Annotated in this window: 17 protein-coding genes; 8 read left to right on the top strand and 9 right to left on the bottom strand. The window is 74.7% G+C overall.

The genetic code is table 11. The annotated features are described in order from the left end of the window. Window positions 1–154: 154 nt before the first annotated feature. Window positions 155–430: a hypothetical protein gene (locus AB0O82_RS23115; RefSeq protein WP_063350341.1), complete on the top strand. Its 276-nt coding sequence runs from the start codon at window positions 155–157 to the stop codon at window positions 428–430. A gap of 117 nt (window positions 431–547) precedes the next feature. Further along, window positions 548–2,374, top strand: coding sequence for a glutamine--fructose-6-phosphate transaminase (isomerizing) (gene glmS / locus AB0O82_RS23110; RefSeq protein WP_363585839.1), 1,827 nt, complete (start codon window positions 548–550; stop codon window positions 2,372–2,374). A gap of 74 nt (window positions 2,375–2,448) precedes the next feature. Here the strand turns inward: glmS and AB0O82_RS23105 are convergent, their stop codons facing one another. Beyond that, entirely contained in the window at window positions 2,449–3,813 is a 1,365-nt protein-coding gene (locus AB0O82_RS23105; protein WP_363585838.1) for a lanthionine synthetase LanC family protein, read from the bottom strand. Next, window positions 3,810–7,259 (bottom strand): lantibiotic dehydratase, encoded by a 3,450-nt coding sequence (locus tag AB0O82_RS23100; RefSeq protein WP_363585837.1) that lies wholly within the window; start codon window positions 7,257–7,259, stop codon window positions 3,810–3,812. Before AB0O82_RS23100 ends, AB0O82_RS23105 begins: the two co-directional genes overlap by 4 nt. 255 nt (window positions 7,260–7,514) lie before the next feature. On the opposite strand from AB0O82_RS23100, the gene AB0O82_RS23095 reads away from it, so the two are divergent. Next, window positions 7,515–7,646 (top strand): hypothetical protein, encoded by a 132-nt coding sequence (locus AB0O82_RS23095; protein WP_279634947.1) that lies wholly within the window; start codon window positions 7,515–7,517, stop codon window positions 7,644–7,646. A 101-nt stretch (window positions 7,647–7,747) separates the two neighbouring features. On the opposite strand, the gene AB0O82_RS23090 is transcribed toward AB0O82_RS23095, so the two are convergent. The 5 genes from AB0O82_RS23090 to AB0O82_RS23070 form a co-directional block, all read right to left on the bottom strand. Further along, window positions 7,748–8,668, bottom strand: coding sequence for a cupin domain-containing protein (locus AB0O82_RS23090; protein ID WP_363585836.1), 921 nt, complete (start codon window positions 8,666–8,668; stop codon window positions 7,748–7,750). 481 nt (window positions 8,669–9,149) lie between these two features. Further along, entirely contained in the window at window positions 9,150–10,535 is a 1,386-nt protein-coding gene (locus tag AB0O82_RS23085; RefSeq protein ID WP_363585835.1) for an MFS transporter, read from the bottom strand. 534 nt (window positions 10,536–11,069) lie between these two features. Further along, a complete protein-coding gene (locus AB0O82_RS23080) occupies window positions 11,070–11,825 on the bottom strand; it encodes a heparin lyase I family protein (protein WP_363585834.1) in 756 nt (251 codons plus the stop codon). Window positions 11,826–12,047: 222 nt separating this feature from the next. Next, complete coding sequence (locus tag AB0O82_RS23075; RefSeq protein WP_363585833.1) at window positions 12,048–13,466, bottom strand: solute carrier family 23 protein; 1,419 nt, start codon at window positions 13,464–13,466, stop codon at window positions 12,048–12,050. Between the two features lie 260 nt (window positions 13,467–13,726). Next, the gene (locus AB0O82_RS23070; RefSeq protein ID WP_363585832.1) at window positions 13,727–14,680 is read right to left on the bottom strand and encodes a helix-turn-helix transcriptional regulator; all 954 of its coding nucleotides are present in this window, start codon (window positions 14,678–14,680) and stop codon (window positions 13,727–13,729) included. Between the two features lie 191 nt (window positions 14,681–14,871). Here AB0O82_RS23070 and AB0O82_RS23065 point away from each other — a divergent pair, with 191 nt between their 5' ends. The 4 genes from AB0O82_RS23065 to AB0O82_RS23050 all read left to right on the top strand — a co-directional run bounded on the left by AB0O82_RS23065 (window position 14,872) and on the right by AB0O82_RS23050 (window position 18,317). Next, the gene (locus AB0O82_RS23065) at window positions 14,872–15,591 is read left to right on the top strand and encodes a G1 family glutamic endopeptidase (RefSeq protein ID WP_363585831.1); all 720 of its coding nucleotides are present in this window, start codon (window positions 14,872–14,874) and stop codon (window positions 15,589–15,591) included. Window positions 15,592–15,742: 151 nt separating this feature from the next. Further along, window positions 15,743–16,390, top strand: coding sequence for a TetR family transcriptional regulator (locus AB0O82_RS23060; protein WP_363585830.1), 648 nt, complete (start codon window positions 15,743–15,745; stop codon window positions 16,388–16,390). A gap of 44 nt (window positions 16,391–16,434) precedes the next feature. Next, window positions 16,435–17,280 carry an SDR family NAD(P)-dependent oxidoreductase gene (locus tag AB0O82_RS23055; RefSeq protein WP_363585829.1) on the top strand — a complete coding sequence of 282 codons (846 nt, stop codon included), beginning with the start codon at window positions 16,435–16,437 and terminating at the stop codon, window positions 17,278–17,280. Next, on the top strand, window positions 17,277–18,317 hold the full coding sequence (locus AB0O82_RS23050; RefSeq protein WP_363585828.1) for an NAD(P)-dependent alcohol dehydrogenase: 1,041 nt from the start codon (window positions 17,277–17,279) through the stop codon (window positions 18,315–18,317). Before AB0O82_RS23055 ends, AB0O82_RS23050 begins: the two co-directional genes overlap by 4 nt. 86 nt (window positions 18,318–18,403) lie before the next feature. Here the strand turns inward: AB0O82_RS23050 and AB0O82_RS23045 are convergent, their stop codons facing one another. Both AB0O82_RS23045 and AB0O82_RS23040 read right to left on the bottom strand, forming a co-directional pair. Further along, window positions 18,404–18,994: a lytic polysaccharide monooxygenase gene (locus AB0O82_RS23045; protein ID WP_363585827.1), complete on the bottom strand. Its 591-nt coding sequence runs from the start codon at window positions 18,992–18,994 to the stop codon at window positions 18,404–18,406. A gap of 200 nt (window positions 18,995–19,194) precedes the next feature. Further along, window positions 19,195–20,226: a medium chain dehydrogenase/reductase family protein gene (locus AB0O82_RS23040; RefSeq protein WP_363585826.1), complete on the bottom strand. Its 1,032-nt coding sequence runs from the start codon at window positions 20,224–20,226 to the stop codon at window positions 19,195–19,197. 133 nt (window positions 20,227–20,359) lie between these two features. On the opposite strand from AB0O82_RS23040, the gene AB0O82_RS23035 reads away from it, so the two are divergent. Beyond that, window positions 20,360–21,040 carry a TetR/AcrR family transcriptional regulator gene (locus AB0O82_RS23035; protein ID WP_363585825.1) on the top strand — a complete coding sequence of 227 codons (681 nt, stop codon included), beginning with the start codon at window positions 20,360–20,362 and terminating at the stop codon, window positions 21,038–21,040. Window positions 21,041–21,108: the final 68 nt, after the last annotated feature.

The raw sequence follows: 21,108 nt of genomic DNA, 5'->3' as shown, positions 1-21,108 counted from the left end.
CGGAGGGGTGCGGCTACAAGGGTGCGTCGGGAAGGAGTCGGAAGGGGCTCGGGAGGACGATGTGACTGATTGTTTGAGCTGAAAGTCGTAAAGTCTGCCCGATTTCGGGCAGGATTCTTGGCCCCAGAGGCGGCGCGGCCTAGGCTCCTCACTCGTGCCGAGCTCACCCCACCCTCACGACGACCTCCTCGCCCACCTCACCCGGACCAGCCCGCTCGGGCCCCGGGAGGCGGCGCGGGTCGTGGCGGAGGTGCTGGCGTACTTCTCCGAGAGCACCGAGGAGTACGTCCGCCGCCGCCACGGCGAGCTCCAGGCACGCGGACTGACCAACGAACGGATCTTCACCCGGCTCGCCGAGGAACTCCCCGCCCGCCGGGTCGCGGCACCCGAGCTCTCGGCCCGCCAGCTGCGCCGGATCGTCTACGGCTGAGCGCTGCCGGGGCGGGGGCGCGGCACTGGCGCATTCGCAGCATTCGCAGCATTCGCAGCACTCGCGGCATTCACGGCATTCACGGCACTTACGGCATTCACGAAGAGGAGACCACGCATGTGCGGAATCGTGGCCTACATCGGCCCCAAGGACGCGACCCCCTTCCTGCTGGAGGGCCTGGCCCGGCTGGAGTACCGCGGCTACGACTCGGCCGGCGTGGCCGTCACCGGGCGCACCGGTGGGCTCAAGGTCCGCAAGGTCAAGGGCCGGGTCGCCGACCTGGCCGCCGCCGTCCCGGCTCGGTTCAAGGGCGGCACCGGCATCGGCCACACCCGCTGGGCGACCCACGGCGTGCCCAGTGACGCCAACGCCCACCCGCACCTGGACGGCGCCGAGCGGATCGCCGTCGTCCACAACGGCATCGTCGAGAACGCCGACGAACTGCGCGCCAAGCTCACCGCCGACGGCGTCGTGTTCCGCTCCGAGACCGACACCGAGGTGCTCTCCCACCTGATCGCCGCGCACGTCGGCGAGGGAGTCGAGCTGGAGGACGCGGTGCGCGCCGCGCTCGCCCGGGTGGTCGGCACCTACGGCATCGCGGTGCTCGACGCCGAGCAGCCGGACCGGATCGTGGCCGCCCGCAACGGCAGCCCGATAGTGCTCGGCCTCGGTGAGAAGGAGATGTTCGTCGCCTCCGACGTCTCCGCCCTCGTCCGCTACACCCGCCAGGTCGTCCACCTGGAGGACGGCGAGCTGGCCACCGTCCGCGCCGACGGCTTCCGCACCTTCACCACCGACGCCCGCACCACCCACCACCAGCCGTCCACCGTGGACTGGGAGATCGACTCCTACGACACCGGCGGCTACGAGCACTTCCTGCTCAAGGAGATCCACGAGCAGCCCGGCTCGGTCGAGCGCACGCTCAGCGGCCGGCTCGACGAGCGCTTCTCCACCGCGCACCTCGGCGGCCTCAACCTGGACGCCCGGGAGCTGCGCGAGATCCGCCGGGTGAAGATCCTCGGCTGCGGATCCGCCTACTACGCCGGCGAGATGGGCGCCCAGCTGATCGAGGAACTCTCCCGCATCCCCGCGCACAGCGAGCCCGCCTCCGAGTTCCGCTACCGCAACCCGGTGATCGAGGCGGACACGCTCTACATCGCGGTGAGCCAGTCCGGCGAGACCTACGACACGCTGGCCGCCGTCCAGGAGATCAAGCGCAAGGGCGGCCGGGTGCTCGGCGTCGTCAACACCGTGGGCAGCGCCATCGCCCGCGAGTGCGACGGCGGCATGTACCTGCACGCCGGGCCGGAGATCTCGGTCGCCTCCACCAAGGCCTTCACCTCCACCGTGGTCGCCTTCGCGCTGCTCGCCCTGCACTTCGGCCGCATCCACGACCTGTCGCCCGCCGACGGCCGCCGGATCGTCGCGGCCCTGAAGGCGCTGCCGGACCAGATCCGCGAGGTGCTCGCGCAGACCGAGGCCATCGCCGAACTCGCCGCCGAGTACGCCGGATCGGCGGGCATGATGTTCATCGGCCGGGTCCGCGGCTACCCGGTCGCCCGGGAGGGCGCGCAGAAGCTCAAGGAGATCTCCTACGTGCACGCCGAGGCCTACCCGGCGAGCGAGCTGAAGCACGGTCCGCTGGCGCTGATCAGCCCCGAACTGCCCACCGTCGCACTCGTCCCGGACGACGAACTGCTCGACAAGAACCTCACCACCCTCGGTGAGATCAAGGCCCGCTCCGGCCGCGTGATCGCCATCGCGCACCGCCGCCCCGAGGACAAGCTCGCCGACCACTGCGTCCTCGTCCCCAAGAGCGAGCCCGAGCTCGACCCGCTGCTGCTCAACATCCCGCTCCAACTCCTCGCCTACCACGCCGCCGTGGCCCTCGACCGCGATGTCGACAAGCCGCGCAACCTGGCGAAGAGCGTGACGGTGGAGTAGGGCGCCCCCGAGAAGTGACGGCCCGGCGGGTGGGACGGCTTTCCTGATGATCAGCAGATCAGCAGATCAGCGGCTCAGCAGATCAGCAGGAAGGCGTCCCACTCCTCGGCGGCGTCGCCGGTGCCCGCCGAGGACGCCCGCGCAGCGGTACGGGCACGGGCGTGGGCGTGCAGGGCGAGGGCCGCGCCTGCCGTCCCCTCCAGGAGGCCGGGCGGGTCTCCGGCGCCGAGTGCCGTGTCGAGCCGGCTCGCGACGGTGGCGGCGAGCGCGGGCAGGCGGGCGGTCAGTTCGACGGAGCCGGAGTCCTCGGCCATCCGCTGGGCGATCCGCAGCAGGCCGCCGGTGCCGTGGCAGAGTCCGGGGCCCTGGAGGTTCCAGCCGGCGGGGTCGCGCAGCGTGTCGGTCAGCGCCGCGACGGCGGTGGTCCGCCAGTCGGAGCGGCCGTGGGCCGCGCCCGCCAGGAAGAGCGCGCGGGCCGCACCGGGGGTTCCGTAGCACCAGGCCGCCCGCGTCGGCTGGTCGGCCGGCAGCCGGCCGGCCTCCTCGTCCTCGACGCGCACGGTCATCGGCCAGGAGCCGCCCACGCCGGGCCGATCCATGGGCCCCGAAGCGGCCGGCGGGACGGGCCTGACCGGATCGACCGGGGCGCCCTGATCGACCGGGTCGACCGGGCCGGGGATCCGCCGGGCGGCGAGCCAACTCGCCAGCGCCTCGATCGCCTCGTCCTGCCCGGGCACCTCCACACCGCGCAGCCTGGCCAGCGCCAGGAGGGCGAGCGGGCCCGGGACCCCGTGGGCCAGGCCCAGGTTGAGGTGCCCCCGGGGGAACCCGGGATCCGCGCCGGGCAGTCCCGGTCCACCGGCGGTCCACCAGCGCGGCAGCACACCGCCGGTCGGCTCGGCCAGCGCGACCAGCGCGGTGAGCAGATCGGCCAGTGCCGGTCCGGCCGGCTCCAGCGCGAGCAGTAGCCGGCCCAGGCCCGCCGCGCCCGAGACGGCGTCGAAGGTGTGTGCGCGCAGGCCCGTGCCGGCGGCCAGATCGGCGCGCAGGTCGGCGACGCGCCCGGCCGCGGCCTGCCGGACCCGGGGCGTCAGCCCGTCGAGCAGCGTGCGGTACTCGCCGGGGCGCCGCGCCATGGTGCGGGCGGCGAAGGCGATCGCGGCGGCGCTGGAGAAGAGTCCGCCGCCCCGCATCGCCCCGGGGGCTTTCACGGCGGCCGTGAGGTGCCCGTGCGCGGCGCGGCGCAGCGCGGCGTCGTCCTCGCGGTCGGCCAGTACGGCGAGTGCGAGCGCGGCGCCGCTGCGGCCGGCCCCGAGCGCGTGCGCCGCTGGGGGCGGCGCGGACGCCGAGGGCGTCGTGGTGCCGGCGGCCGGTTCTTCGAGCGCACCGGGCCTGCTGAGCGACTCGGCCACGGCGCGGATCGGATCCGTCGTGTTCATCGCCCCTCCCGCGGGCTGGAGCGGCGGGCCCGGTGGGCCTCGACAGCGCCTCGGGCCAGTGCGTAGGCCCGGCGTTCGGCCTCGCGGTCGATCCCGATCAGCCGGTTGTGGCCCATGTGCAGCAGCGAGGCCAGCACCGGGTCGGCCGACGACGGCTCCACCCGGGACGCGTACCGCGCGAGTGCGACGGCCCGCTGCCGCCAGGCGTCGGCCAGCGCGGGGTCGGCGGGCAGCAGGCCGCCCGCCGGGACGGTCGGCCCGTCGGGGCCGATCGCCCGCAACGCGGCCGCGCGCTGGGCCCGGAACGCCTGGTGGTGGCGCTCCGACTTCGGATAGACCCCCGCCAGCCAGGCCCCGACCGAGGGCACGCCGGGGACGGCCGGCGCGACGGCCTGCCGGTCGGCGGGGAGGCCGGCGGGGAGGTCGGCGGAGAGACTGGTGGGGAGGTCGGTGCGGCCCTCGGGCCCGTCGTCAGGAACGCGGTCTCCCACCGGCTGCCCCGCTGGCTGCCCCGCCGACTGCCCCGCGCGGCCGGCCAGGAAGGCCTGCGCGGTGCCGGCGAGGTTCACGGCGGCGAGCAGGTCCCGGGAGAGCGAGCGCTCCGCCCGGGCCAGTCGCAGCGCCGCCAGCGCGACCAGGCTGTCGGCCTGGAAGACCCGTTCGGCGTCGGCGAGCACCTCGGCGCCGCCGTAGCGGTCGGTCTCCGGCGCGTACCCCTCCAGGCGCAGGTCGGCGGCGAGCCCGGCCCGGTGCAGCTCCCGCACCCAGTCGTGCACGGTGGGCAGCAGTCGGGCGGCGAGGACCGGCGGCGCACCGTGGAAACGCAGCCGCAGATGCGGCGCGGAGTCCTGATAGCGGATGAAGAACCAGCGGTCCACGTCGGCGGGCAGGGCGTCGAGCAGCCGGGGCAGGTGTTCGACCAGGATCTCCTCCTGGCGCGCCTCGGTGGCCGCCAGCCGGGCGAACAGCCAGGATCCGCCGGGGAGTTCGACGGTCCGGTCGCGCCGGGCGGGCAGCGGGCGGCGAGGTCCGGACGCGGTCGGCCCGGTCGTGCTGCGGCGCAGCGGGACCACCAGTTCGGCGGTCCGCGCACCATCCGGTCCGCACAGCCAGCCTCCGTCGCCGGCCGGGTTGGGGTCCTCCTGGAGCACGGTGGGCTCGGCGGACCGCGCCTGGCTGTGCAACAGCCGCCGGTGCCACGGGAGGTCGAGGTCCAGGCTGATCCGCTGGTCGCCGCTGATCAGGCGGACGGCGGCCGGCACTCCCCAGCGTCGGCGCCAGCGGGCCAGGCCCTCGTCCCACTGCTCGAACGGGGCGGAGGCCGCCGGGACGGGCGCGGTCAGCCGCCAGGTGGCCGGGGCCAGCACCACCCGGCCCCGGCGGACGCGCGGCAGCACGGGCGCGCTGCTCGCCGCCCCCCAGTCCCAGGGCTGCCAGGGCCGTTGCCCGGTCAGCGTCACCTCCTGGAGGAAACGGGCCGCGTTGGGCGCACCGCTGCGCAGGTTGAGCACGTGATGGGTGGCGACGCGGACCTCGCGGCCGAGGCGGCGGGAGTACACCGCGAGCCGGTCGGGGTCGGCCAGCACGACCAGGTCGTCCAACGGAAGTACGGAGGGGCCGCCCGGGTCGGCGAAGGCGCTGACCACCACCCGGTGGTCGAGCCAGCGCGGGGTCAGGGCGATGTTGGCATGGCGCGCGCGGTACGGGGTGAACTCCAGGTGCGCTTCGAGTGCGCCGTGGTCGCCGGATCCGGTGGGCCCAGCGGACTGCACGGACCCGGCGGCCTCGGCCAGCAGTGCCCCGCCGGCCGCCGCGGGGTCGTCCGCCGACCGGCCCGGGTCCGCGCCCGGTTCGGCACCCGGGCCGCGGTCGCCCCCCGCACCCGCGAGCAGGGTGGCGAAGCGGCCGAAGGTGGCTCCGGCGCGGTCACTGCCGGCGACAGGGGAGAGCACGAGTCGGAAGTCCCCGGCGTCCAGCGCCTCCAGGGAGTCCGCCGCCAGTTCGGCGTACAGCTCCAGGGATGCGGGCGGGGTGTCGACGGCGCCGCCCGCCTCGTCGCGCGGCGGGGCCAGCCGGGCCAGCAGGTCGTCGTCCAGGAGCACTTCGGGCAGCGCGCCGTCCGGCTCCCGGTCGGCGAGGGCGCCCGCCGCCAGTTCGGCCAGCAACCGGTCGCGGGCCGCGTCGGCGTCGGTGCGGGCCCGGGCGGGCTGGGGGTTGGCCGTGCCGCGGGGGCCGGCCGGGCGCCGGTAGCCGGCCGGCGGGCCCAGGCCGGTGTCGGGGTCGAGCAGTTCGGCCAGCGGGACGGGGCTGTCCGTGCTGTACCGCTCGACGAACTCCGCGTGGTACGCGCGCAGGTGCTCGGGCCCGGGGGCCGGCGGCGACAGGCGCCAGAGGAGCGCGGCGGTCCTCTCCAGCTCGGTGCGGACCTGGTCCGGCAGGACCACCTCGGCGTCCAGGGCGAGATCCGCGTGGAGCGGGCGGTCGGCCGGGGCGAGCCGGGTCATCCGGGTCCGGAGTTCGCGCAGCAGGTCGGTGGCCTGCCCGCCGGGCAGGGCGGCGGCCTGCGCCAACGCGCTCCGGACGGCCGCCAGTTCGGGGTGCACCGGGTGGTCGGCGGGTATCCGGTCGAGCACATGGCCGAGCAGGTCGGTGCTGTCCGCCGGAGGCGTCAGGTCGGTGAGCAGGAAGCCCTGGCCGACCAGCGAGCGGACCAGGGCCGCGACGGCCTCGGCCGGGGCCGTGGGGAAGTCGGCGGTCAGCGCGGCCAGCAGGTCGCAGTGCCGGACCGGCTCGGCGGCGGTCCGGATCGCGGCCCGGACGACGGCGGTGGCCCGTACGGTCCGTTCGGCGACCGGCTCCGCCTCGGCACCGGCGGCGGCGGGCCGACGCTCGGGCAGGTACGGCAGCACCAGGCGACCGCCGCGCAGCCGGGCCTGCTGGTCCACGGCCAGCCGCAGGCCGGGCAGCACCGCAGGGTCGGTCCGCAGCCGGTCGAGCAGCGGGAGCAGCCAGCCCAGGTCGGGCCGCAGGGCGCGGCGGTCGGCCCCGCCCCAGCGGACCTTGGCCGCCGCGCCGAAGCGCGCCGGCACCACCGCGGCCATCAGCCCGAACGGCGTCGGCCGGGTGGCCATCCGCAACCGGTAGCGGCTGACCGCCTCGGCCGCCCGGCGCAGCGCGGCCGGGCGGGGCACGGTGCCTGCGGCGACCTGGTCGAGCAGGTCGGCCAGGGAGGGGCTGGAGAGCTCGATCGCCTCGCGCAGGGCCGGGTCGGCGGCGGCCTCGGCGAGGTGCGCCAGGAGCGCGGTGTCGGCGGACCCCGGCGCGGGGTGCGCGGGGTCGGCCGGGACGGTGTGGCGGTGCGAGCGCGGCAGCGCGGGTGTCCGCAGCAGGACCGGGCCGGTCGCGGTGAAGAGTCCGTCCTGGGGCGCTCCGTGCGTCTCGACCACTGTGCTCCTCGTGCCTCGGTGCCTCATGCCACACGCCCCGTACCGATGCCGCCACGCGGCTCGCACTCCTGACGGCGGGTCGGGTCGTGTCTACCTCGGCGATCGAAAACTGTCCACCATCGATCGAACTGTTTCGATTTTTGGCTGAGTTAATCCATTCATCCGTGCAGAACCATTGCTGGGCCCATGCAGGAGTGCCTAACGTCCGCTGCAGTCCGCCGCGGTCAACCGTGGCACTGACGAAGGGAGGCCCTCATGGCCGACGACATGCTGGAGCTGTTCGACCTTGACGTGCAGGACCTGGTCTCGACCGAGCTCGGCGAGCAGGAGGAGTCCGCGTTCAGCATCTCCTGTGAGGGGTCCTGCACCCGTCCGTGGTGCATCTAGTCCGGTAGCAGTACCGGCACTACGGGGCGCGGTTGCCCGGACCAGACGGTCCGGGCAACCGCGCCCTCGTGCGTTCAGGCCCCGCCCGGTCTCGGCCCGGCTCAGCCGCCGGCGGCCAGCGGTCCGTGACCCGGCGCCGCCTGACCGTCGTCCGTCACCGGCGCGGGCAGCGGCCCCCGGGCCAGCCGCAGCAGCTCCTGCGGGGTCAGTTCGGCCAGCCGGGCGCGGCCCAGTCGCAGCACCTCCGCGGCCGTGTCCAGCAGTTCCGCCGGTTTCGCCGGGCGCTCCGGCAGCCCGGCCGCCCAGTCGCCGCCGGCCAGCCACTCGCCGACGGCGCCGCGCAGTTGCCCCGTGCCCGCCTCCCGGATCGTGAACGAGAGGTGCACCGACAGGCCCTGGTGGCCCGTCGCGGTGTGCGGCGCACCGCGTGGCACGTACAGCACCTCGCCCGGCCCGAGCACCGAGTTGAGCGCCACCGCGCCGGGTTCGGGGGCCAGCCCCGGGCGCCAGCGCCCGTCGGCGGGGGCCTCGTGGACCGTCCACTCCTTCTTTCCCGCGAGCTGGACGACCAGCACGTCCGCGTCGTCCCGGTGCACGTCCAGCCCGCGCCGGCCGGCACCCGTCGCGAAGCAGAACGCCTCGGTCCGGCGGCCCAGTTCGACCGCGATGTCGGTGGCCAGCGCGCGCACCGGCGCGTGCCACTGGTCCAGCTGCGGCAGCAGCAGCGTGGCGCCGTCGGCCAGCAGGGCGGCGATCCGGTCAGGGTCGGCGAAGCCCTCCTCCCGGCGCCCGGCGACCACCCGGGTCGTGCAGAACTCCGCGGGCGGTACGACCGCACCCGCCCGGACCATCTCGACGTAGGGCACCCGCAGCAGTCCGCCGCGCAGCGCCTCGTCCAACTCGCCCGGCCGGGGCAGCCCCGCCGGCCAGCCCGCGGTGCGGAACACCTGCGGCCGGCGTTCTTCCAGCGCCTCGGCGAACGTCGCCGCGTCGCCCACCAATTCGGTCAGAACTCGTCCCATCGTCCATCCCTCCGTCCAGCGGCCCACCACCGGTCGACCGTCGCATAACCTACGGATGAACATCTGAGTCGGGTTCAGCGAGAATCCGCCGACCAGCCCGGGATCGGCCAGCTTCGCGCCACGGGGTGACCACCGCGATGCGCTGCGGCGGCCCGTCGCGGGCGGACGGGCCGAGGGGTGAAGCCGGCGAGCGGCGCCGGTGCCGGCTCCGGCCGGCGAGTCCCACCCCCGCAGGTCGGGCGGCCGGCGGCGGCGGGCGCGGCCCGTTCTTGCGACAGCCCGCCCGCCCTCCGGTGCGACAGGCGGCGACGCCGGGGCGCCGGCCGCCCCGCACCGCCCCGAGGGTGTCGGCGAGCCGTTCCGGTCGCCTGTGACGAGCGTCACACCTCAGGTCCGGTCGGCCGGGCGGCGCTGCCCGGAAGGTCCCGGACAGCGCCGCCGGTGCGTCACGCGGTGGCCGTCAGTGCACCTCGGCGCACCCTCAGCGCGCCGTCTGCGGGACGCGCTGGCCCGGGACGGCCGGCCTGGCGGCCGTGCGGCCGGCGGCCGGGGCGGCGCCCAGGGCGGTGCCCCGGGTCTCCTCGGCCCACAGAACGCACACCAGCAGGCCGACCACGGTGGTGCCGGCCGCGATGAGCATGGTCGGACCGGTGCCCAGTCCGGACAGCGACAGCGGCAGCAGGTAGGTGCCGACGGCCGCGCCGATCCGGCTCACCGAGGTCGCCACACCCACCGCCGTCGCCCGGATCTCGGTGGGGAACAGCTCGTTGGGGTAGGTCCAGTCGAGGACGTTGGGCCCGCCGCACAGGAAGGCGTACGCGCACAGCGCCGTCAGGGCGACGGCCGCCGGGGCGGTGGGCCACACGCCCAGCAGGGCCAGCGGGACGGCCATCAGGGCGAACGACCAGATGATGACGGGGCGCCGGCCGCGGGTGTCGATCAGGCGCAGGGCCGGGTAGCAGCCGAGCAGGAAGACGAGGCTGATCAGCCCGGTGCCCAGGGTCTCCATCACGGTGCCGCCGGGCATGCCGAAGGAGGAGAGGATCTGCGGGCCGAAGGTGAGCATCGCGAACAGCGGGCCGACCTGGCAGAGGAAGAACAGGCCGCAGAACAGGGTGCGGCGCCGGTAGGGCGGGGTCATCAGCAGGCGCAGCCCGCCGGGGCGGCCGCGCTCGGCCGGGTCGGGCATCAGCTCGCGGCCGTCCACCCGTACGCCGAGGTGCTTCTCGACCACGCGCACCGCGTCGCCGACCCGCCCGTGGGCGGCCAGCCAGCGCGGGGACTCCGGCGTGCCGCGGCGGATCACCAGGAACACCACGCACAGCACCGTGGAACTCGCGAGCATCCACCGCCAACTGCCGGGCCCGGCCAGCTCCAGGAACGCGTAGCCCACCACGTAGGCGAGCACGGAGCCGGCGTACCAGGCGATGATCTGCTGACCGAGCAGCCGCCCGCGCTGTTTGGCGGGCAGCCACTCGGCGAGCAGGGAGGTGGCGATGGGGTAGTCGGCGGCCACGGCCATGCCGAGCACGAAGCGCAGCACGGCGATCGCCCACACCGTGTCGACCCAGAAGGAGAGCACCGAGCAGGCGACCATCACGAGCAGGTCGGCGGTGTACATCACCTCCCGGCCGATCCGGTCGGTCAGCACGCCGAAGAGCGCGCCGCCGACGAACATGCCCACCAGCGCGGCGGCGCCGATCAGGCTGACCTCCGCGGTGGACAGGCCGAGCTCGGGTCGCATCCCGATCAGGGCGACGCCGACGATGCTCAGGATGTAGCCGTCGAGCAGCGGCCCACCGGAGCAGGCGAGGGCCAGTCTCCGGTGGAAGGCGGTATACGGGGCGTTGTCGATGGTCTGGGACATGTGCTGGGGGTCCTCCGGAGCGTACGGCGGCGGATGGCCCGCTCACCGTGCGCCGGGTAGACGGCAGGGAAGGACGCCGTCCGGCGGACGGCGCCATCGCCCGCTCACACCGGGCGACCGTCCACGGTTGCCCGGGTGCGAGGGGGGCGCCACCGGGCCGAAGGTCGGCCGAAGTCGCGACCAAGGTCCCGAAGCGGACAGGACCTCGGACCGTGTCGCGACCCCGCCCGCCCAGTCCTGCCGGGCCCTGTCGCCGTCCGGGCGCCCGCCGGCCCGCCGGGCGTGACCCTTCTCACCCGGAGGCCCCCGAAGGCCCCGATCGTGTGACCGGCGCCACATCGCACCGGTCGATGTCCGGGGGAATTCACCGGTCGGGCCGCTCGGGCGCTGCGAATTGATCGGCCGGCGGGGGAGGGCGGGTCGGCCCGGCGGCGGGCCGGCCGTGACGAGCTCCGGCGCCGCGCTGGGAAAGGCCGGAGGCCCGGACCGCGAGCTGCGGTCCGGGCCTCCGGACAGGATCTGGGCCGGGCGTCGTTACGAGCCGGCCGTGGCCGCTTCCAGGGTGGTCGCCATGATCGGGCTGGTGAACGTGTTCGTCGCGTCGCCCGAGGAGGGGTGGTAGGAGCCCCACTTGAGGTAGTTGCGGTCGCCGTCCCAGGTGGTGCCCGTGAAGGTGCCCGAGCCGGTGGTGAAGGTCTGCTTCACGCCGTCGAACCAGAAGTCGATGGTGCCGTCGGTGCGGCCCAGGCGGATCTTCAGTGCGTACGAGTGCCACTGGCCGTTGGTGGTCGGCGCCGTCCACAGCGAGTGCGCGACGTGGTCGGTGTCCCACTCCTGGAGGCGGATGCGTCCGGTCGTCGCGTCGATCTCGATCGGGTGGTTCGCCGTGTCGGTGCTCGGCGAGCACTTGAGCTGGAAGACGTAGCGGCTGTTGGAGTCCTGGATGTCGACCTTGGACGACCAGCCGAGGTAGAAGGTGTCGCCCTCCTTCAGGTTGGGGCTGAGCGTCTCGCAGCGCTCCTCGCCCGCGGCCTGGAACGCCCGCCACACACTGCCCTTGGCGGGGTCCTTGACGACGTCGAAGTTCCCCGACGCGCACTGGACGGAGGCGAAGGAGGACGGGCCCTTGCTGGTGCTCGGGGTCCAGAGGACCTTGCCCGCCGCGGCGGCCCCGGTCGGGCCGGCGACGACGGCGGAGCTGCTCGCGGTGGCCGAGCCGCAGGAGATCGCGAGCGTGGCGAGGGCCACGGCGCCGACGGCGACCTTGCGGTGGTGCGACAGAAGGGACATGCCTCTCCCGGGGGGATGAGTGGCCGGAACGGACGCGCCCGGGCCGGCCGGCCCGGGTGCACGGAGCGATTCGACCACCTGACGGCCCGTCGGGCCAGGCGGAAGCACGGGCGGAAGTACCTTTCGGTCACTTCCGCCGGTCGGCTCCAGCCGTAGCCGTAGCCGTAGCCGTAGCCGTAGCCGTGGCCGAGGGCGCCGCCACGGCCACGGCGACCGCCCCGCTTACGGGGTGCGCCGCTGCGCCCCGCCCGACTCGCCGTCCTCGCCGGACCCCTCGTCGTAGGAGGAGGTGCCCTCGTCCAGCAGCGGCTCCTGCGTCTTGAGGTGTGCGGGGGCCAGCGCCCGCAGCGTGTGATAGCCGGTGATGACGACCAGGGTGCCCAGCGCGATGCCGCTGAGGCTGAAGGTGTCGGTGAACTTCAGGGTGACGTTGCCGATGCCGATGATGATGCCCGCGGCGGCCGGCACCAGGTTCAGCGGGTTGCGCAGGTCCACCTTGGACTTGATCCAGATCTGCGCGCCGAGCAGGCCGATCATGCCGTACAGGATGACGGTGATGCCGCCGAGCACCCCGCCGGGGATCGCGGCGACGACGGCGCCGAACTTCGGGCAGACGCCGAACAGCAGCGCGAAGCCGGCCGCGGCCCAGTAGGCGGCGGTGGAGTAGACCCGGGTGGCGGCCATGACGCCGATGTTCTCGGAGTAGGTGGTGTTCGGCGGGCCGCCGAGCGCGGTGGAGAGCATGGAGCCGACGCCGTCGGCGGAGATCGCGACGCCGAGCTTGTCGTCCAGGGTCTGGCCGGTCATCTCGCCCACGGCCTTGACGTGCCCGGCGTTCTCCGCGACGAGCGCGATCACCACGGGCAGGGCGACCAGGATCGCGGACCACTGGAAGGAGGGGCCGTGGAAGGCGGGCAGGCCGATCCAGTCCGCCTTGCCGACGCCCGACAGGTCCAGGCGCCAGTGGTCGGTGAGGTGGCCGCCCGCGTCCACCGAGTGGATCTTGCCGAAGACCTGGTCGAACAGCCAGGAGATCCCGTACCCGAAGAGCAGCCCGAGGAAGATCGCGACGCGCGACCAGAAGCCGCGCAGGCACACCACGGCCAGACCGGTGAACAGCATCACCAGCAGCGCCGTCCACTGGTCCTGCGGCCAGTAGGTCGACGCGGTGACGGGGGCGAGGTTGAAGCCGATCAGCATGACGACCGCGCCGGTCACGATCGGCGGCATCGCCGCGTGGATGATCCGCGCCCCGAACCGCTGGACCGCGAGGCCCACCAGGAACAGTGCCGCGCCCACCACGAACACCGCACCGGTCACGGTCGCGCTGGTGCCGCCCTGCGCCCGGATCACCGCGGCCACGCCCACGAAGGACAGCGAGCAGCCGAGGTAGCTGGGCACCCGGCCGCGGGTGGCCAGCAGGAAGATGATCGTCGAGACGCCGGACATCATGATCGCGAGGTTGGGGTTGAGCCCCATCAGCACGGGCGCCACGAAGCTCGCGCCGAACATGGCCACCACGTGCTGGGCGCCGAGCCCTGCCGTGCGGGGCCAGGAGAGCCGTTCGTCGGGGCGGACGACCGCCCCCGGCGCGGGCGTACGCCCGTCACCGTGCAGCTTCCAGCGCACGCCGAGATCCATGGTGGGGGTTCGCTTTCTCTGTACTTCCGGTGAACTGTCCGCACCATTCTCCCGGTCACCGGGCCTCCCGCGCGCACCCGGCCCGGCCTTGACCTGCGCACTCGCGCGGAGCGGGGCGGGGCCCGCGTGTGCGGGAGCCGGCCCGGGCGCCGTCGGCGATGTCCTCGGTACCGCCCGCGGTACCGCCCTCGGCGGCGGCCTTCAGGCCGCTCGGCCAGGCCTCCGGCCCCGGCGGCCGGCCCGACGGTGGCGCAGCCGGCTCACAGCAGCTCGGCCCGGGCGGCCTGGATGCCCGCCTGGAACCGGGTCCGGGCCCCGAACCGGTCCATCAGCTCCCGCACCCAGCGTTGCACCGTCCGGGTGGACACCCCCAGCTGGCGGGCGATCGACTCGTCGGTGAGCCCCGCCGCGAGCAGCGGGAGCAGCCGGCGGTGCCGGTCCTCCGGGTTCTCCTCCGGCAGGGCGGGCAGCCGCATCGCCTGCGCCCAGTACAGCTCGAACAGCCCGGCCAGCGCGTCCAGCAGGGTGGAGGGCCGGATCAGCAGCACGCTCTGCAGCTCGGTGCCCGCGCTGACCGGCAGCAGCGCCCAGCGGTCGTCCAACAGCGCCAGCTTCAGCGGCAGTTCGGTGTGCACCCGGGCCTGCTCCCCGGCCGTGGTGAAGGAGTGGATCTCCGCCAGGCGCTCCGGATCGCGCAGCACCTGGCTGTGGTACACCACCCTGGTCGTCACCCCCCTTGCCAGCAGGGCCAGTTCGGTCTGCGGATCGCTGCGCCGGATGTACGGGGGCCGGTCCAGGACCCGCAACTGCCGGCGCACCCCCTGTTGCAGGGTGCGCCACAGCTCGGCGACCGACCTGCGCCCGCAGATCACCTCGGCCGGCCCGTCGGAGCCGCTGCCGTCCCGGCCCTGCCGGTAGGCGCGCATCAGCTCGCCCATCCGCCCCCGGGCGCGCCGCAGTTCGACCTCGCGCCGCAGCAGCAGCTCCTCCACCGCCACGTCCGGCGGCACCGCCGCCCAGGCCCCGGCCGCGCAGGCCTCCACGAGCCCCTGCGCGGCCAGCGAGACCAGCGCCGCGAGCACGATCGAGGCCTGGAGGTTCATCTGGGCGGCCAACCACTGCGGGTCGGCGGCCTGGACGCCGAGCAGCCGCAGGTAGAGCTGTTCCTCGACCGCGCCGAGGCCGAGTCCGGCGAGCATGCCCGTCCCCGACACTGCGCCCTCCTCGCCCTCCACCGCCAGTGGACGAGCCGACTGTGCGCCACTCGGTGCCCGAAATCAAGGGATTGATCGGTCGACATGTTCCCGCCATGTCGGGTTCCTGCCCACGCGGCTCCCTTCCCGGCCCGCCCGCGGCGCCCGCAAGCTGGGCGGCACCCCCTCAACCCCCAGTGAAGGAGCCCCCCATGGCCCTTTCCCGCACCGGCCGGCTCGTGCTCGCCGCCCTGCTGGCCCTCCCGGCCGCCGCGGCCGCGACCCCCGCGACCCCCGCGACCGCCGCCCCCGCCGCCCACACCGCCGCGCACGGCTACGGCGCCGCGCACCGCTTCGGCCACGGCGCCCGCTACGACGGCGGAGTCTGGGGCGGCTACGTCGCCCAGGGCAGCGGCTTCCAGAGCGTCTCCGGCTCCTGGACCATGCCCGCCGTGCAGTGCAACACCGCCAACGACCTGTTCGCCCCGTGGGTCGGCATCGACGGCTACGGCTCGCAGACCGTCGAGCAGACCGGTGTCCAGGCCGACTGCTCCAGCGGCTCCCCGGTCTACTCGGCCTGGTACGAGATGTACCCGGCCCCGCCGCAGTACTTCAGCGACCCGGTGGACGCCGGTGACAGCTTCACCGCCTCGGTGGTCAACGACGGCGGCTCCGGCTACACCCTGCAGATCACCGACACCACCAAGGGCTGGAGCGAGAGCACCCGCCAGCAACTCGACGGCCAGAACGTCAGCGCCGAGGCCGTGATCGAGTCCCCGAGCCAGAGCTACCCCTCCTTCAGCCGCCTGGACTTCTCCGGCGTCACGGTCAACGGCCAGGTCTTCGACGGCTACTCCCCGCAGGCCATCAACAGCGGCCCCTACACCGAGACCCCGCTCAGCAACGGCTCCTTCGCGATAGTCCCCGCCTGACCCGGCCGCCTGAACCGTCGGCCTGACCCGTTCCACTCGACCCGCCTCCGAGCCCGCCCCGGCCCCCGCCTTCCCGCGGGGCCCGGGGCGGGTTCGCGTCCCGTCGGGACTCATGTCCCAATGAGACATTTCCGGGTGTACGGTGGCTCCCGTGACCACCGAGAAGGCCGAGCACAGCACCGAGGGGCGGCGTGACCGCAAGGCGCGCCGCACCCGCGAGTCACTGGCCGCCGCCGCCCTCCAGCTGGTGCTGGACCGCGGCCTGGCCGCCGTCTCCGTCGAGGACGTCACCGACCGGGCCGACGTCTCCCGCCGCACCTTCAGCCGATACTTCGCCTCCCGCGAGGACGCCGTGTTGGACTGCCTGCGCGCCGACTTCGGCCGGATCAACGCGACGCTGGCGGCCCGCCCCGCCGCCGAGGCCCCGGTGGCCGCCTACCGCGCGGCGCTGCGGGTCTGGCTGGGCGACGAGCGGGACCCGGCCTGGCACCGGCGCCCCGGCGTGCGGGAGCTGTTCGGCCTGATCGCCGCCGAGCCCTCGCTGACCGCCGCCTACCGGCGGATCTGCGTCGACGAGGAGGAGGCCTCCATCCGGATCGCCGCCGCCCGCCTCGGCCTGGACGCGGAGTACGACCTGCGCCCGGCCGTCGCCGTCGGCCTCGGCGTGGCGGCCCTCCAGGCCGCCTCCCGCGCCTGGGTCCGCCACCCCGTCGGCGCCGACGAACCGGATCTGCCCGACCTCGTGGAACGGGCCTTCGACCTGCTCGCCGCCGAACCGCCCCCCGACGGCCCGGCCTGAACCACCGCGCCCCCCCGGCGCACCCGCACGAAAGGACGTACGCCATGACCGGCACCGACCACCCCCAGGAGTTCACCGGCAAGGCCGCACTGGTCACCGGTGGTGCCTCCGGCATCGGCCTCGCCGTGGCCCGCCGCCTGGCGGCCGGCGGCGCGGCCGTCGCCGTCGCCGACTTCGACCTGGAGGGCGCCCGCAAGGCCGCCGCCGAACTGGAGGCCGCCGGCGCCCGGGCCCTGGCGATCGGGACGGACGTCACCGACCCGGAGTCGGTGCGGGCCGCCGTCCAGGCCACCGTGGACGGTCTCGGTGCCCTGCACCTGGCCGTCAACAACGCCGGCATCAGCGGCGCGAAGGCCCCCACCGGCGCGTACGAGCCCGAGCAGTGGCGCCGGGTCCTGGCCACCAACCTCGACGGCGTCTTCTACTCGCTGCGCTACGAGATCCCCGCCATCCTGGCGGCCGGCGGCGGCGCCGTCGTCAACATGGCCTCGATCCTGGGCACCAACGGCTTCGCCGGTTCGCCCGCCTACGCCGCCGCCAAGCACGGCGTGGTGGGCCTGACCAAGACCGCCGCCCTGGAGTACGCCGCGCAGGGCGTGCGGATCAACGCCGTCGGCCCGGGCTTCATCGACACCCCGCTGCTGAGCGCGGCCGACGAGGAGGCCCGTCAGGCACTGGTCGCCCTGCACCCGGCCGGCCGGCTCGGCCGCGCCGAGGAGGTCGCCGAACTGACCGCCTTCCTGCTCTCCGACCGGGCCTCCTTCATCCACGGTAGCTACCACCTTGGTCGACGGCGCCTACGCGGCCCGCTGACCGGCCCGCCACCGGCCCGTCCGGGAGCCGGGGCAGCGCAACCGGGGGGACCGAGAGAGGGAGTCCGAAACCCATGAAGGCAGTCCAGTACCGCAGCGTCGGCGCCGCCCCCGAGGTGGTCACCGTCCCCGATCCGGAGCCCGGCCCCGGCCAGGTCCTGCTCAAGGTCACCGCGGCGGGGGTGTGCCACTCCGACATCGCCGTGATGAGCATGCCCGCCGAGCGCCTCTCCTTCCCCCTGCCGCTCACCCTCGGGCACGAGGGCGTCGGCACCGTGGCCGCGCTCGGCGCGGGCGTGACCGGCCTGGCCGAGGGCGAACCGGTCGCCGTCTACGGGCCGTGGGGCTGCGGCAACTGCGCCAAGTGCGCGGAGGGCAAGGAGAACTACTGCCTGCGCGCCGCCGAACTGGGCATCCGCCCGCCCGGCCTGGGCGCCCCCGGGGCGATGGCCGAGTACATGGTGGTGGACAGCCCCCGGCACCTGGTGCCGCTCGGCGGCCTCGACCCGGTCCGGGCCGTGCCGCTCACGGACGCCGGCCTGACCCCATACCACGCCATCAAGCGCTCGCTCGGCAAGCTGACGCCCGGCAGCACCGCCGTGGTGATCGGCACCGGCGGCCTGGGCCACGTCGCGATCCAGCTGCTGCGCGCGATGACCGCGGCCCGGGTGATCGCCCTGGACGTGACGGAGGAGAAGCTCGCGCTGGCCCGCGGCGTCGGCGCGCACGAGACGGTCCGCTCCGACGCCTCCGCGCCCGCCCGGGTGCGTGAACTCACCGGCGGCATCGGCGCCCAGGTGGTGCTGGACTTCGTCGGCGCCCCGCCCACGGCGGCCGCGGCCGGAGCGATGGCGGCGGTGGAGGGCGACGTGACGATCGTCGGCCTCGGCGGCGGCACCCTGGCCGTCGGCTTCGGCGCCCTGCCGTACGAGGTCTCGGTGTCCTCCCCGTACTGGGGCACCCGCGGTGAGCTGATCGAGGTCCTCGACCTCGCCCGGGCCGGCGCGGTGGACGTGCACGTCGAGACCTACGGGATCGACGAGGCGCCGCTCGCCTACGAGCGCCTGCACAGCGGCCGGATCAACGGGCGCGCCGTCATCCTCCCCAACGGCTGACGGCTGACGGCTGGGGCCCCGGTCCCGCCGCCCCGGCGAGGGGCGGCGGGACCGGGGCCGTCAGTACGGTGCAGCGGTCAGGACCGTCAGAACTGGACGTCGGTGCAGGAGTAGAAGGCGTTGCCGGTGTCGGCGACGTCCCAGACCGCCACCACCACCTGGTGCCCGGTACGACCGCTGGGGAGGGTCGCGGTGTGGGTGGTGGTGGCGGCGGGCTGGCGGCCGTTGTAGGGGACGGTCAGGAAGGGGGTGAGATCCAGGCTGGCCCGGGTGATCGGCTGGCCGGCGTCGTAACCGGGCTTGGTGAGGTAGTACCTGAAGTTCGTGGTGGAGTGCCGGGCCTCGATGTACCAGGTGAAGGTGAGCTGCTGGCCCGCCGTCACCCGGGTGGTCGGCCAGGTGCCGTTGCGCGGGTCGTCCAGCGGGGCCCAACGGGCGTCCCCGCCGGCGCAGATGGTGCCGTCGGCCGGGCCCCGGCCGGGGAAGCCCTTCGGGCCCTCGACGCTCTGCGGTTCCCACTGGATGTCGCCGCAGTCCCACGGCACCCCGCCCGCTCCGCAGAGCGCGGACCGGCTGGGCGGCAGGTTGATGTAGCCGTGCGACTGGGCGGGCAGGGCCAGCACGAGCGGGAGCGCGATCGCGGCCGCGGCCGCGCCGGCGAGATGACGTTTGCGCATGGTGCTCCTCCGTGGGGGTGGATGGAGTGTGCGCCCGACGTAGGGCGCGCGCGCGTGGGGGCGCGGCCGAAGATCGTGGCATGCCTGCGTCAGGTCGGTGCTGACACCGTAGAAGCCCCCGTCCGGGCCGTCAATGGTCTGAACCATTGCCGGGTCATTGCCGAGTCGTCGCCGGGCCCCGTGCCCCCGTGCCCCGCGGGTCAGGGAACCAGGACGATCTTGCCGCTGACGGTCCCGGACTCCGCCAGCCGCAGGGCCTCGGCCGCCCGGGCGAGCGGGAGCCGGGCGGGGATCCGGGCGGTGACGTCACCGCGGGCGACGGCGGCGAACACCTGGGCGAGGTCGGACCGGAGGCGGGCGCGGAAGCGGTCCCGGCCGAGGGCGCGGCCGGCCCAGATGTTGTAGAAGTGGGCGCGGCGGCCGTTGGGCAGGGTGTTCCAGAGCCAGGTGCGGGCGAGGATCTTCAGCACGGGCCACTGCTTGGAGCCGGTGTCGTCGCGGGTGGAGGCGCTGCCGTAGGCGACGAGCGTGCCGCCGGGGGCGAGCAGGCGCCAGGAGTCGATCACGCTGCGCCCGCCGACGTGGTCGAACACGGCGTCCACCCCGCCGGGCGCCAGCTCCCGGACCCGGGCCGCCACGTCCTCCGTGCGGTAGTCGACCGGGGTCGCGCCGAGCTCCCGCAGGGCGTCGTGGTGTCGCGCGGACGCCGTGCCGATCACCTGCGCGCCGGCCGCGCGCGCCAGCTGGACCAGGACGGAGCCCACCCCGCCGGAGGCGCCGTGCACCAGGATCCGCTGCCCGGCGCGCACCCGTGCCCGGCGGTGCAGCAGCTGCCAGGCCGTGATGCCGTTGACCACCACGGTCTCCGCCTCGGCTGCGGTGAGGCCGTCCGGGACGGGCACGGCGTCGGCGGCGTCGACGGTCACGTGGCTGGCCCATCCGCCGACCTTCATCAGCGCGGCCACCCGCTGCCCGGCCAGCCCCGGGTCGACGCCCTCGCCGATGGCCAGCACCCGGCCGACCAGGTCGTAGCCGGGGACGAACGGGAACGGCGGCTGGTCGTAGTACCGGCCGCGGCGCATCTGCTGCTCGGCGAACGAGACGCCGCTCGCCTCCATGGCGATCAGGACCTGCCCCCGGCCGGCCCGCGGTACGGCTCCGTGCCGGATCTCCAGGCCCTCCGGCGCCACGATGCCCGGCAGTACGACCTGGACGAGGCGTTCGGTGTCCATGACGCCCTCCTTCTCGGTAGATGTTGTTGCCTTCGTTAGAAGTTATAACGAACGGCGTCGGTGAGAGTCAAGAGGGGGAGTGATAGCCTCTAACGAGATGGTGATGTCGTCGTCGTGAGGTCTGGAGGCGGCCATGGGCGCGTCGGATGTGAGGACTCCCCGGGAGCGCTACCGCGCCCAGGTGCAGGAGGAGATCAAGGAGCGGGCCTGGGAGCAGATCGCCACCGCCGGGGCCTCCGCGCTGTCCCTCAACGCCATCGCCAAGCGGATGGGCATGAGCGGCCCGGCCCTCTACCGGTACTTCGCCAGTCGCGACGAGCTGATCACCGAACTCGTCCGGGACGCCTACCGGAGCCTCGCCGACGCCTTCCAGGCCCGCGCCGCCGCGGGTACCGACGTGGCCGGGCTGGCGCAGGCCCTGCGCGGGTGGGCCCTGGACGACCCCCAGCGGTACCTGCTCGTCTACGGCACCCCCGTGCCCGGCTACCGGGCGCCCGAGGACACCACCCGGATCTCCGTCGAGATCATGGCCGTCCTGCTCGATGCCTGCGCCGCCGAACAGCCGCCCGTCGAGAAGTCACCCGCGGAGCAGTCACCGGCCGTGCCGCCGTCCCCGCTCGACGCCCACCTCGCCGAACACCGGGCCTGGGCCGGGGGGCACCCGGCCCCGCCGGCGGTCCTCCGCCTGGCCCTCGCCGTCTGGACCCGGCTGCACGGCGTGCTCTCCCTCGAACTCGCCGGCCACTTCACCGGCATGGGATTCGACCCCGCCGAGCTCTACGCCGCCGAACTTCGCTCGCTCACCGGCCGCTGACGGCGCGGCGCGGGCCCGTGTTCGCGGACGGACAGGGCCCCGGGCGGCCGTGTGGCGCCCGGGGCCCG

This window comes from Kitasatospora sp. NPDC088264 (assembly GCF_040685715.1).
Taxonomy (GTDB): Bacteria; Actinomycetota; Actinomycetes; order Streptomycetales; family Streptomycetaceae; genus Kitasatospora.
The sequence above is the reverse complement of the archived record's forward strand: the minus strand, read 5'-3'. Positions and strand labels throughout refer to the sequence as shown.